The organism is Streptomyces sp. NPDC002773, from assembly GCF_040295605.1.
Lineage (GTDB): Bacteria > Actinomycetota > Actinomycetes > Streptomycetales > Streptomycetaceae > Streptomyces.
Genome location: NZ_JBEOVO010000013.1, coordinates 13,800 through 26,211 on the forward strand (window position 1 = coordinate 13,800; position 12,412 = coordinate 26,211).

Sequence of the window (12,412 nt, forward strand, 5' to 3'; positions counted from 1 at the left end):
GGCCCTCCTCCCTGCCGGGCGCGGGCGTGCCGCGCGCGGGTCGCGGGGAGTATGCCCGCTCGGGGCCCGGGGATCACGTGGGCCGCCGGCCGGTCACACGGACGCCGTCTGCGGAAGATCCGGGGGCCGGGCCGCGGGCATGGTGACGTGCACGGGCACGCACCAGTCGCGGCCTCAGCCTCGGGCCCGGCTCACATGAGGCCGGCCCGGGTGACGAGCATGGCGAGGAGGACGACGAGGGTCCAGCCGAGGACGTGCTCGAGGACCTTGGGGCCCTGATCGTCCTTCGGGCCGCCCGTCCGGGCGCGGAAGAGGAGGCGGGAGTGGGTCGTGGAGGTCATGGCGACCACCTTGCGGTACGGAGGCGGCCCCGGGGTAGGACGTCGGTCACGTCCCCCGGGCCCGCGCCACCGCGTCGGACGATGCCGAGAGCTACGAGAACCTAGCGCTGCACGGGCGACGGGCGCTCCGGGGAGGAGAGGCAACAGACCCTCCTGTGCCGGAGACCACTTCGCCGCAAAGGCGGGCAGGAGCCGACCCGACCCCGCAGGACGCGACCCGTTCGCGGGTGCGCCGGCCCACGCCCGCCGTCACTTGCGGCCGACGCCCGCGTACATCGCGACGTCCGGTGTCTGCGTCTCCGGCCGCCACGCGGAGCAGGACACCACCCCGGGTGCGAGCAGCTCCAGGCCGTCGAAGTAGCGCGCGACGGCGGCAGGGGTGCGCTGCGTGAGCTTCGGCGTGCCGTGCTCGTTCCAGAACGCCACCGCCGAGTCGACGTCCGGCATGTCGGGGTGGGTGACCGTGTGGGAGAGGACGAGGTGGCTGCCGGGTGCGAGCGCGTCCATGAGCCGGCGGACGATCGCGTACGACTCCTCGTCGTCCTCGACGAAGATGACGACGCCGAGCAGCATCAGCGCGACCGGCTGCGAGAGGTCGAGCGTCTTCGCCGCGGCGGCCAGGATCGTGTCGACGTCCCGGAGGTCGGCGTCCAGGTAGTCGGTGCGGCCCTCGGGCGTCCCGACCAGCAGGGCACGGGCGTGCGCCAGTACGAGCGGGTCGTTGTCCACGTACACGACACGCGTGTCGGGGGCGACGCGCTGGGCGACCTCGTGCGTGTTGTCGGCGCTCGGCAGCCCCGTACCGATGTCGAGGAACTGCCGGATGCCCTCCTGCTCGGCCAGGTGGCGCACCGCCCTTCCCAGGAACAGCCGGTCCGCCTTCGCGTACTCCCCGATGCCGGGATGCAGCTTCCTGATCTGGTCGCCGGCCTCCCGGTCGACCGGGTAATTGTCCTTGCCGCCGGTCCAGTAGTTCCATATCCGGGCGGTGTGCGGCCGGGACGTGTCAATGCGCGATTCGATGTCGGTCACGCCGTCAACGTATCGCAGCGACCTCGCAACTCCCCGACAGCCATGCACCATTGACCTGGCCCGGTCAGCCGCGCAGCGCCGCGTACGCTCCGAGCCACCCTGCCGCCAGTCGGTCACCGCGGGTGAAGACGGCCGCGCCGCAGCACCCGGCCGACGGGTCGGCCGGGTCGGCCGGTGGAACGGGCAGCGTGGTCTCCTCGCCGTCGGCGAGGTGCAGAGTGGTGGTCGCGCCGTTCCACAGACGGATCACCGAGCCGGGCGGGGCCCATACCCGGACCGTGTCGTCCTGGAGGGTGAGGCGCGTGCCGGTGGCGCGCTCCGCGAGGAGGGCGTGGTAGCGGTCCGGGGAGAGTGCGCAGTCGCTCGGCGGAGTCGTGCCGTTCCAGTCGGGCGCGTCGATGCCGCGACCCCGGGCCGCGTTCCACATACGCGGCACGAGGCCGGGCGCGAGCGGGGCCGTGGCCATGCGCTCGCACATCCAGAGGAGGCGTCCGGCCCCTCGGCCGGCCCCCAGCGTGCGCCAACGGATGCGGAGCGAAAGGTCGGCGGCGACGACGGCCACCCAGGGGTGGACCGTGCCGAGGGGGCCCTGGGCGCCGAGCCAGGCCAGATAGCGCTGGGCCTCCTCCAGGATGCCGATCATGGAGTCCATGGGGATGCCGAGGACATAGGTGGGGCGGCCGCGGAAGAGGCGCGGACGGGTCGCCGCGAGGAGCAGAACCGCGCGGGCGAGATCTCCGGCCTGCGGCCGCTGCTCGTCTTCGGCCGTGGCCGGTTCCTGCGCCGGGCCCAACCCCCAGGGGTCGTCCGTCTCGTCGTCCGCGTGCTCGGTCTCACGCAGGACTCGGCGCAGGGCAGTCTTCGCCCGCTCGGTGAACGGCGCCTGTTCGAGTACGGGCAGGCGGGTGCTGAGCAGGGCCCCGAGCAACTGCTCGGCGGTGAGCGGGTCTTCGGGTACGGGGGCGTGCCGCAATGCCGTCGCCAGACCCTCGGCGATCGTGGCATCGACCATGAAGCGACTGGTCAGCCGGCCCAGCGCGCTGGGCTCCAGGCGGTCCTCGTCGGCGGCGGGCCGCAGGCAGCCCACCGAGGCGAGGAACTGTGCCGCCTCGTGCAGAGGCTCCACGCTGTCGTGCCCCTGATGGGCGGCGAACGTCCCGGCCCACCAGCGTTCCGCCTCTTCGAGGGTCGAAAGGCGCTCCTGCACGGCCTCGGCGAGCAGGTGGTCGGCCAGGTGCTCGTCCAATCGCGACCGTACGGTGTATCCGGCGGCCAGCCGGGCCTGCCAGTGCGCCCGTTCGGCCGGGTCGGTGAGCAGGAACGCCCAGCCCTCGCGCTCTCCGGCGCCGATGCGCCCGGCACGTCCGAACATCTGCTGGACCATCGACACCTCGACGCGGTCAAGGCCGAGGGTGGTGTCGCAGACGATCACCGCGCGGGCGGGGAGGTTGACGCCGGCCGCGACCGTGGAGGTGGCGACCAGGATCTCCGCCTCACGGGCGCGGAACGCCTGCTCGGCCTCCCGCTTGTACGGCCAGTCCCGGTAGTGCAGCCGTACGCCTGCCTTGGTGCACAGCCGCTCCACCGCTTCGGCGTCGTCGGCGTCCACACCGGCGGTGGGCACGCCCCGGTCGGCGGCCAGCGCGAGCGCCGTGGACCGTACCCGGCGCTTGCTGCCGCAGAAGACGAGGACGCTGCCACTGTCCGCGGTGACCTGCCGGGCGATGCGGACGGCGGCCTGGGTGCGGACGGCGGCCCGCGCCGCCCAGTCCGTCTCGTCGACCAGGGGCAGGAGGGGCAGTTGCCAGGTGAGCCGCGTGGGCCGCCAGGTGGTACGGACCAGGCGGGCGCCCAGCCACTGGGCGACCTCGTCCGCGTTGGCGACCGTCGCGGAGAGACCGACGATCCGGGTGGCGGCGCTGTCCTCCCGTACGCGGGCGAGCAGCGCCTCCAGTACGGCTCCGCGGGTCGGATCGCCGAGCAGGTGGATCTCGTCGACCACCAGGCAGCCGACCTCCGCGAGCGCGTCCCGCAGCGAGCCCGCACGGCAGATGGCCTCGAACTTCTCGGTGGTGGCGACCCATACGTCGGCCGACCGGATCAGCTCCGTGTCCACCGCGGCCTCACCGGTCAGGCGCACCACCCGCAGTCCGCGACTCCGCCACAGCTGGAGCTCGCGGTCGAGTTCGTCGGTGAGCGAGCGCTGCGGCACCAGCCAGGCCGCCTTGCGTCCGCGGGCGTGTGCCTCAAGGGCCGCGACCATCCCGATCGGGGTCTTCCCCGCGCCCGTCGGCGCGACCACGACCAGATGCCCGGTGCCCTCGAGCACCACCGGGACGGCGGCGGCCTGCACCGGGTTGAACGACGGGTGCGGCAGCAGCCCGGCCCACTCGGCCGGCACCAGCTCACCGACGGGCACATACGTGTCGCCGTCGCCGTCCGGCAGCTCCTCCAGTGCGTCCCACTGGGCGGCGAAGGCGTCCCGAGCCGCCACTGCCCACGGCCCCGGGGCGGGGGCCGCTCCGTCCGGACCGACCGCGACCAGCTCCGTACGGCCGCCGGTGTCGGTGACCGTGCCGACCTGACCGGCCTCCTCCCAGTACCGACTGACCCGGTACGGAACGTCCCGCTCCTTCAGCCACGCCCGCAGCGCCTCGTACTCCGGACCTTCGGGGAGGATCACCCGCACGTCCTCGGCCGCCGTGAGCGCCGCGTCGGCCGGGCGCCAGGTGGGATCGGCGACCTTCCACCACGACAAGGCCCGCTGCTCGGTCCCGTCGGGCACGACCAGGTCCTCCGGCCACACCGGGCCGCGGTCCGCGCGCACCGCCGGACCCCTGACGATCGCGGTCACGATGACCCTCGGCCCGTCCGGACTCACCCCGAGGGGCACGGGCGCCGGACGGCGCCGGAGTGCCTTCCCGGCCTGGCGGGGCACGGCGCTGGTCAGCTCGTCGTACCGCTTCACCCCGAGCTCCGCGAGGGTGAAGGCGACGGGACAGGCAGGGCAGACGAGCGCCGTGTACTGGTAGGTGCGCCCCTGGGACTCGTACGGTCTCCGCAGGGCGTGCAGTTCGCCGCCGCACGCGGGACAGCGACGGTCGACGGTCTCCTCATAGGTCCATCCCGGCTCCGCGAACCGGGCCGGGAACTCTCCGCCCAGCGTGATTCCCCACCGCTCCTGTGCCAGGTCGGTGACCGATCCCTTCACGCTGGCTTCGTCACTGCGCATGGTGTGACTGTGGCATCCCGTGATCATGGTCCGCACACGGTTCGCGAGGTTCCCCCGATCAAGTCGCCCGATTCCGGTGGGGCGGGGCACTCATGCTCACGTCAGGCCGAGCGCCTGGAGGGCGCGGTGCTGACTCGGGGTCGGCTTGGCGGGCCAGTAGAGGTAGCAGACACCACCCGTACCGCTTCTGACCTTGCCGTTGGCGTCGTAGCGCTTCGTGCGGAGCCAGATGTTCTCCCACTCGCGGCGGCGGTAGATCCGGCGGACGGCCTCGTTGGTGGGTGAGGCGGGGTCGTTGGCGATGATGTCGCCGTCCGCCGTGAAGCCGATGACGGTCATGAGGTGGCCCGCCGTGCCGTAGCCGGCGCCGGTCAGTTCCTCCGTGCGGAACGACTGGGACGTTATGGCCGGGATGCCGGCCAGGACCAGGCTCTCCAGCTCGGTGAGCGAGCGCAGCCTGGTGACCACGGCGTTCATGTCGGGGTAGGTGGCCGCGTAGGCGGCGTTGAAGGGCCAGTTGCCGCAGCCCTGGTACTGGTGGTCGTAGGTCTGGCGGGCCGCGTGGCAGACCTGGGGGTCGGCGAACGCCGGGTTCACCCAGGCCAGGTCCTGTGCCGACGGTCGCCGTCCCCAGTACTCGATGATCATCTGGGAGGAGGTGGGGCTGCACCAGGCCTCGCCGCCGTTGTCGTACTCGGGGTACTGCCCGACGTGGGTGTTCTGCGAGTAGCGCGGCACGGTCAGCTCGCGGGCGGGGCCGGGAGCCGAGGCCGGGACCGTGAAGCGGTCCGGGACGTCCGAGGCCATCGCGCCCAGCCGCCAGACCGTGGGGGTGAGGTCGCTCCCCGGCGTGCGGTACAGCGTCAGGCGCAGCCGGTACGAGGCAAGGCGCAGCCCGCTCGCCGCGTCGTCGATCGCGAGGGTGTCGGTCCACACGGTGCTCCGGCCGTCGGTCTGGTCGTCGACGGAGGTGCGCCGGATGTCGCCGTCGCCGGAGGCCCAGCGGCCCAGGACGTACCAGGGGGTGGCGGTGGCGTCGGTGTAGCCGCCGGACAGCTCGACCTGGAGCCAGGTGCCGGGCGGGGTGTGGGCGTTCCAGGAGGCGATGACCTCGGTGGCGGGCACGGTCGGGGTGTGGACGGGCGAGGTCCAGCGGGCGTACTCCCAGGCGGAGGTCCGGCCGGTGTGCGGGTCGGTGTAGTCGGTGCGGCCGGCGGGGGTTTCGAGGACGAGGCCGGGGCGGCGGCCGGCGACCGCCCTGGTACCGGCGGCGCTGCCGCATCTCCAGTCCGTGTACGAGGACCAGAAGCGGTTGTCGACGAGGCCGGGTGCGGGGGCGGGGGCGCGGCCTGGCGCGGGGGCGGGGGCCGGGGCGGCGGACGGATCGCAGTCAGCGGTGGCGGCCGCGGCCGGCGCCGCGGTGGCGGCCGTTCCGGCCGCCGCGAGGGCCGCGGCGAGGACGGTTCTGCGCGGGGTGGAGCTGGTCATGGGCGGTGACCCCCAGTCGAGAACGGTGGGCGTACGGACCTGCTGCGCGGGCCCACTATCGCGGCCCCGGCGGGGCTCCGCCAGCACTTCGCCCCCGCGTCGCCCTACCAATATTGGTCTCGACCGGTGACGGCGGTACCTTCCTGACCTGCGGCGGTCCCCCTCCCCTACCCTGGGCCCATGAACGACCTCGACCGCGCGGCGCACGCGCTGCTCCGGCTGCCGCCCTCCTGCGGGCCGGTCCGGCTGATCGGGGTCGACGGCCACGCGGGCTCCGGGAAGTCGACCCTCGCGGCCCGCCTCTCCGCCGCCCTCGGGGACGCCCCGGTCCTCCACCTCGACGACCTCGCCACCCACGAGGAGCTGTTCGCCTGGGCAGGCCGGCTGCGGGAGCAGGTCCTCGAACCCCTCTCGCGGGGCGAGACGGCCTCCTACCATCCGTACGACTGGCGGCTGAGGCGCTTCGGGGAGGCACGCGCGCTGGCTCCCGCCCCCGTCGTGCTCGTCGAGGGCGTCGGCGTCGGCCGACAGGCGGTGCGGCCGTTCCTGGCGTGGCTGCTGTGGATGGAGCGCGGCCCTGAGGAGTCCTGGGCGCGGGGCCGGCACCGGGACGGCCCGGAGCAGGCAGCCTTCTGGGACGGCTGGACCGTGGCGGAGACTCGCCATTTCGCCGAGGACCCCTCCCGGCCCCACGCCGACACCTTGGTACGGGAGTGCCGGACGGGGTACGACTGGCTTCCCGGTCCCGGTGTGACAGCGGGCGCGGACCAGATCATCACGTACCGTGACGGCTTCATGTCCGTGAACTGAGGGGCCGAAAGTCCGCTTCCGCAAGTGCCTCAACTCCGCTTGACCCAAGGGGCGTAAAGGTCTTACGTTCTGAATGTGCGGCTTTTCGGAGCCGCCGCAGACACGAAGCCCCCGGTTGTTCCCCCGTGATCGGGGGCTTCGTTCTGCCCGTGACGGCCCTCTCCGAGGCCCTCCGCGGCCCCTGTCGATCACCCAGGGTCACCGCTTCCGGATCATGTGCTTCTCCTTAAGCGCGCACCCCCTGCGCAGGTACGATGCCCCCAGGTGCGGTCAAATCCCGTCCATGCGAAGACGGTTGTGGGGGACCCGATGGACATCGGCACGCAGGGCGCGCAGGCCCCGGCCGAGCTCGCCTGGCTGCGCGGAGTCGACGCCTACACGATGGGCGCCTATCCGCAGGCGGAGGACGAGTTCCGGACGGCGGTACGGATCGACCCCGGGATGGCGGACGCCTGGCTCGGGCTGCACGCGCTCCGGGTCGACACCACGACCGCGCTGCTGCGCATGTACCGCAACCGCGACCGCTTCGGCGAGCAGCGGGCCCGGTACCGGCGCACCCTCAACTCCTGGTACTGGCTGGGCTGGTGGGTGCAGCCCGTCCTGGAGAGCTCGCGCGACCTGCTGCTCGCGCACGCCTCCCACTGGCTCGACGGGCGCCACGTACCGGAGCTCGACCGGGCCCTCGCGGGGCTCCCCCCGGTCGACACGGACCCCCAGGTGCGCTTCCTGCACGCCTGCCGCGCCTATCTCGTCAAGGACTGGGACCAGCTCGTCCGGCACACCGAGACCCTCGTCGACGACCCGCTCCTCGGCATCGAGGCCGGCCTCTTCGGCGGCATGGCCCGGGTCAGGCTTGAGATGTACGGCCAGGCCGAACCTCTGCTGTCGGCCTCGCTGATGCGGTGCCGCAGCGAGCAGCCCCAGCGCAAGGAGCTGCGCTACTGGCTCGCCCGCGCACACGAGGGCACCGGGCGCAGCGCCGCCGCCCTGCCGCTCTACCGGGCCGTGCACCGGATCGACCCGACGTTCATGGACACGGCCGCGCGCCTCGCCGCGATCGCCGAGTACGACGGCTTCGAGGGGTACGACGGCGTGGACGACCCGGCCGGGCTCGCGACGGTCGCCCTGGGCACCGCCGGCGGGGGCCTCGGGCAGGACGCGGTGGACACCGCGCCGGGCGCCGAACCCGATCCCGGCCCCGGGCCGCTGGGCGACGGACTGCTGCTCGCGCCCGAGCCCGTACCACCGGTGGCGCCGGTCACGCCGCCGGAGACCGTACGGCAGAAGGTGCCCCTGCCGGCCCAGCCGATGCCACCGCGTTTCCCCGAGGGCCCCACCGATCCGGTGCTGCTCGCGGAGGCGCTCGCCGAGCTGGAGGGCATGGTCGGCATGGAGCCGGTGAAACGCCAGGTCAAGGCGTTGTCCGCGCAGTTGGAGATGGCGCGGCTGCGGGCCGGGCAGGGCCTGCCGGTCCAGCCGCCCAAGCGGCACTTCGTCTTCTCCGGGCCCTCGGGCACCGGGAAGACCACGGTCGCCCGCATCCTCGGCCGGGTCTTCTACGCCCTCGGGCTGCTCGGCGGGGACCATCTGGTGGAGGCCCAACGGGCCGACCTGGTGGGAGAGTTCCTCGGACAGACCGCGGTCAAGGCCAACGAACTGATCGACTCGGCCGTCGGCGGGGTGCTCTTCGTCGACGAGGCGTACGCGCTCTCCAACACCGGCTACAGCAAGGGCGACGCCTACGGGGACGAGGCCCTCCAGGTCCTCCTCAAACGGGCCGAGGACAACCGCGACCACCTCGTGGTCATCCTGGCCGGCTACCCCGAGGGCATGGACCGGCTGCTCAGCACCAACCCCGGCCTGTCCTCCCGGTTCACCACCCGGGTCGACTTCCCCTCGTACCGTCCCCTGGAACTGACCGCGATCGGCGAGGTGCTCGCGGCGGCCAACGGGGACGGCTGGGACGACGAGGCCCGCGAGGAGCTGCGCTCGATCAGCGGGCACGTCGTCGAGCAGGGCTGGATCGACGAGCTGGGCAACGGACGGTTCCTGCGCACCCTGTACGAGAAGTCCTGCGCCTACCGGGACCTGCGGCTCTCCGGATACCCCAGCACCCCGACCCGGGAGGACCTCGCCACGCTCCGGCTCGCCGACCTCATGCAGGCGTACGGCGAGGTCCTGTCGGGCCGCGGTCCGGTCGACCGCGGCCCGCAGCAGGAGCCGCCGGGGTACTAGGCCGGGGCCCGCCGGACTCCTTGGGCCGGGTACGGGAGGGCGGGCACCGGACGGTTCCGGTGCGCGGGGTCGCGGACCTCGCCCACCAGCATCTCCAGGACGTCCTCCAGGGCGACGAGGCCGAGCACGCGGCCCGAGCCGTCCGCGACCTGCGCCAGATGGGTGGCGGCGCGGCGCATCACGGTGAGGGCGTCGTCCAGGGGCAGTTCGGCGCGGAGGGCGGCCATCGGCCGCCACAGCCGCGGCGGCACCGCCCGCTCCCGTTCCTCCAGGTCGAGGACGTCCTTCACGTGCACGAAGCCCAGGAAGGCGGCGTCCGGCTCGGCGCGGACCGGGAAGCGCGAGTACCCGGTGCGTACGGTCAGCTCCTCGATCTCGCGCGGGGTGACCGTCGGCGGGACGGTGACCAGGGACGCCGGGGCGATGAGGACGTCCGTCACCGGGCGCGTGCCCAGTTCGAGCGCGTCCTCCAGGCGCTCCTGCTCGGCCGGGTCGAGCAGTCCGGCCAGCCCCGCGTCCTCGACGAGCCGGCCCAGTTGGGCGCGGGTGAAGACCGCCTCCACCTCGTCCTTCGGCTCGACCTTGAACGCCCGCAGGACGAGCCGGGCGCAGGCGCCGAGCGCGGCCGTCACGGGACGGCAGAGCCGGGCGAAGCCGACGAGGGTCGGGGCGAGCCAGAGCGCGGTCCGCTCGGGCGCGGCCATCGCCAGGTTCTTCGGGACCATCTCGCCGATGACGAGGTGGAGGAAGACGACCGCGGCGAGGGCGATGACGTAACCGAGGGGATGGATGAGCCCCTCGGGGACGCCGACCGCGTGGAAGACGGGTTCGAGGAGACGGGCGACGGTCGGCTCGGCGACGGCGCCGAGCGTCAGGGAGCAGACGGTGATGCCGAACTGGGCGGCCGCCATCATCTGCGGCAGGTTCTCGAGCCCGTGCAGCACCTGCTTGGCGCGGGCGCCGCCGAGCGGTTCGATCTGGCTGCGGCGGACGGAGACGAGCGCGAACTCGGCTCCGACGAAGAAGCCGTTGGCGAGGACCAGGAGGACGGCGAAGAGGAGGGGAAGGACGCTCATCGGGCCCCCTCCGTGACCAACGGGGAGGGCGAGGGGACGGCGACAGGGGCCGGGGCGGGGGCCGGGGCCGCCGCCCCCGGGGTCGTAGCCGCCGCGGTCGCGACCGGGGCCAGGGGCCTTGTCGGCTCCGGGGTCGGCGTCGGGTCCGTACGTACGAGGCGTACGCGTTCGGCGCGGTAGCGGTCGACCTGACGCACCGAGAGGTGCCAGCCGGGGAGTTCCGCGCGGTCGCCCGGGGCGGGGATGCGCCCGAGGAGGTCGGCGACGAGGCCGGCGACGGTCTCGTACGGGCCGTCGGGCACGTCGAGGCCTATCCGGCGCAGGGTGTGGACCCGGCAGGAGCCGTCGGCCTCCCAGGCGGGCCGGCCGTCCTCGGCGGGGGCGGCGGCCAGCTCCGGCCGCCCGTCGCCCACGGTGTCGTGCTCGTCGCGGACCTCGCCGACGAGTTCCTCGACGATGTCCTCCAGGGTGACGACCCCGGCCGTACCCCCGTACTCGTCGACGACCACCGCGATCGGCTGCTCGCGGCGCAGCCGCTCCAGGAGGGTCTGGGCGGGCAGTGACTCGGGCACGAGGAGCGGCGGGACCGCGATCCGGCCGACGGGGGTACGCAGCCGGGCGTGCGGGGCGACGGCGAGCGCGTCCTTGAGGTGGACCATGCCGACGATCTCGTCGATGCGGTCGCGGTAGACGGGGAACCGGGAGAGCCCGGTGGCCCGGGTGAGGTTGAGGACGTCGGCCGCGGTGGCGTCCCACTGGAGGGCGCTGACCTTCACCCGCGGGGTCATGACCTGTTCGGCGGTGAGTCCGCCGAGGGACAGGGTCCGTACGAAGAGGTCCGCGGTGTCCTGTTCGAGGGCGCCGGCCAGGGCGGAGTGCCGGGCCAGGGAGACCAGCTCACCGGGGGTGCGGACCGAGTCCAGCTCCTCGGTGGGCTCGACGCCGAGGAGCCGTACCAAGCGGTTGGCGACCCGGTTCAGGAGGGAGATCACCGGCCGGAAGACGGCGGAGAAGTGGCGCTGCGGGGTGGCCACGAAGCGGGCCACCTGGAGCGGCCGGGAGACCGCCCAGTTCTTCGGGACGAGCTCGCCGACCACCATCTGGACGGCGGAGGCGAGCAGCATCCCGATCACCACCGAGATCCCGGAGACGGCCCCTGCGGGCAGTCCGGTCGCGGTGAGCGGGCCGTGCAGCAGTCCGGCGAGCGCGGGCTCGGCGAGCATGCCGACGACGAGGGAGGTGAGCGTGATGCCCAGCTGGGTGCCGGAGAGCTGGAAGGACAGCTCGCGCAGGGCGGTGACGACGGTGCGGGCGCGCCGGTCGCCGGCGGCCGCGGCCCGCTCGGCCTCGGCGCGTTCGACGGTCACGAGACCGAACTCGGCGGCCACGAAGAAGCCGTTGGCGAGGATGAGGGCGAAGGCCGCGACGAGCAGCAGAAGGGAGACGATCACGGCGCCGCCTCCGGGGAGAGGGCGGCGCGGGTATTACCGGACGATCCGTCCATTGCTGGAGGGAGTCACTCCTCGGGTCGAAGGGTGTGGCCTCGCGGGCCGCGTCGGCGGCCCTGCACACGCGAGGCGGTGGTGCCGCTCGGCACCACCGCCTCCAGAGTAGTCAAGCGAGCGCCCCGAGGGGCAGAGGGCCGACCCCGGATGGGGGACGGACCCGGGTTCCGCCGGAGGGGAAGCCCCGGCGTGTCCCCGTGCTCCCGGGAGACCGGATCAGGCCGCCTTCTCCGCGCCCGTCCCGTGGGTCTCGGCGAGGGCCCGCAGCGCGCGGGCGTCCCGGATGGCCGCTTCCTTGGCGATACCGGGCTGGATGCCGAGCGCCGGCAGGCTGGTGCCGTCGCTCAGGTCCAGGAAGACCCAGGCGTCACCGGGGCGCAGGTTGACCTTGAGGATCTCCGCCCAGGCGAGCCGCCGGGTCCGGGTGATGTTGACGACGGTGACGCCCTCGTCGTCCGCGACGACCTTGGGGCGGCTCAGCAGCACGAGCACCCCCGCGAGCAGCGCGGCGACGAAGACGAAACTGACGCGCTCCCCCGGTCCGAGCCGTTCCAGCATCAGCGCCACGGTGGTGACGACGACGAACATCACGAGCCCCGCGGTCAGCAGGACGGCCCGGGTGCGCCCGGGACGGAAGGTGACCGGGAGGGCGGGGACGGAGGGCTGGGACATCGGGGGTTCCTCGGGGCCTTC

At 73.5% G+C, this 12,412-nt stretch carries 9 protein-coding genes; 2 read left to right on the top strand and 7 right to left on the bottom strand.

Annotated elements, in window-relative coordinates:
• Positions 1-191: 191 nt before the first annotated feature.
• From ABT034_RS17630 to ABT034_RS17645, 4 genes are all read right to left on the bottom strand, one after another.
• On the bottom strand, positions 192-341 hold the full coding sequence (locus tag ABT034_RS17630) for an SCO1431 family membrane protein (protein WP_351216065.1): 150 nt from the start codon (positions 339-341) through the stop codon (positions 192-194).
• Positions 342-590: 249 nt separating this feature from the next.
• Positions 591-1,373, bottom strand: coding sequence for an SAM-dependent methyltransferase (locus ABT034_RS17635; RefSeq protein ID WP_351216067.1), 783 nt, complete (start codon positions 1,371-1,373; stop codon positions 591-593).
• A gap of 64 nt (positions 1,374-1,437) precedes the next feature.
• A complete protein-coding gene (locus ABT034_RS17640) occupies positions 1,438-4,605 on the bottom strand; it encodes a DEAD/DEAH box helicase (protein ID WP_351216069.1) in 3,168 nt (1,055 codons plus the stop codon).
• A gap of 96 nt (positions 4,606-4,701) precedes the next feature.
• Positions 4,702-6,093: a C39 family peptidase gene (locus ABT034_RS17645; RefSeq protein ID WP_351216071.1), complete on the bottom strand. Its 1,392-nt coding sequence runs from the start codon at positions 6,091-6,093 to the stop codon at positions 4,702-4,704.
• 180 nt (positions 6,094-6,273) lie between these two features.
• On the opposite strand from ABT034_RS17645, the gene ABT034_RS17650 reads away from it, so the two are divergent.
• Positions 6,274-6,903, top strand: a complete 630-nt coding sequence (locus ABT034_RS17650; RefSeq protein ID WP_351216073.1) for a uridine kinase family protein — start codon at positions 6,274-6,276, stop codon at positions 6,901-6,903.
• A 309-nt stretch (positions 6,904-7,212) separates the two neighbouring features.
• The gene (locus ABT034_RS17655) at positions 7,213-9,138 is read left to right on the top strand and encodes an AAA family ATPase (protein ID WP_351216075.1); all 1,926 of its coding nucleotides are present in this window, start codon (positions 7,213-7,215) and stop codon (positions 9,136-9,138) included.
• On the opposite strand, the gene ABT034_RS17660 is transcribed toward ABT034_RS17655, so the two are convergent.
• The 3 genes from ABT034_RS17660 to ABT034_RS17670 all read right to left on the bottom strand — a co-directional run bounded on the left by ABT034_RS17660 (position 9,135) and on the right by ABT034_RS17670 (position 12,391).
• Complete coding sequence (locus tag ABT034_RS17660) at positions 9,135-10,214, bottom strand: hemolysin family protein (RefSeq protein ID WP_351216077.1); 1,080 nt, start codon at positions 10,212-10,214, stop codon at positions 9,135-9,137. The genes ABT034_RS17655 and ABT034_RS17660 overlap by 4 nt on opposite strands.
• Positions 10,211-11,665: a hemolysin family protein gene (locus ABT034_RS17665; RefSeq protein ID WP_351216079.1), complete on the bottom strand. Its 1,455-nt coding sequence runs from the start codon at positions 11,663-11,665 to the stop codon at positions 10,211-10,213. Before ABT034_RS17665 ends, ABT034_RS17660 begins: the two co-directional genes overlap by 4 nt.
• A 270-nt stretch (positions 11,666-11,935) precedes the next feature.
• A complete protein-coding gene (locus tag ABT034_RS17670; protein ID WP_351216081.1) occupies positions 11,936-12,391 on the bottom strand; it encodes a PH domain-containing protein in 456 nt (151 codons plus the stop codon).
• Positions 12,392-12,412: the final 21 nt, after the last annotated feature.

Coding starts and splice junctions, on each gene's coding strand:
- ABT034_RS17660 (WP_351216077.1), bottom strand. CDS start 10,214: ATGAGCGTCCTTCCCCTCCTCTTCGCCGTCCTCCTGGTCCTCGCCAAC.
- ABT034_RS17640 (WP_351216069.1), bottom strand. CDS start 4,605: ATGCGCAGTGACGAAGCCAGCGTGAAGGGATCGGTCACCGACCTGGCA.
- ABT034_RS17670 (WP_351216081.1), bottom strand. CDS start 12,391: ATGTCCCAGCCCTCCGTCCCCGCCCTCCCGGTCACCTTCCGTCCCGGG.
- ABT034_RS17650 (WP_351216073.1), top strand. CDS start 6,274: ATGAACGACCTCGACCGCGCGGCGCACGCGCTGCTCCGGCTGCCGCCC.
- ABT034_RS17645 (WP_351216071.1), bottom strand. CDS start 6,093: ATGACCAGCTCCACCCCGCGCAGAACCGTCCTCGCCGCGGCCCTCGCG.
- ABT034_RS17655 (WP_351216075.1), top strand. CDS start 7,213: ATGGACATCGGCACGCAGGGCGCGCAGGCCCCGGCCGAGCTCGCCTGG.
- ABT034_RS17630 (WP_351216065.1), bottom strand. CDS start 341: ATGACCTCCACGACCCACTCCCGCCTCCTCTTCCGCGCCCGGACGGGC.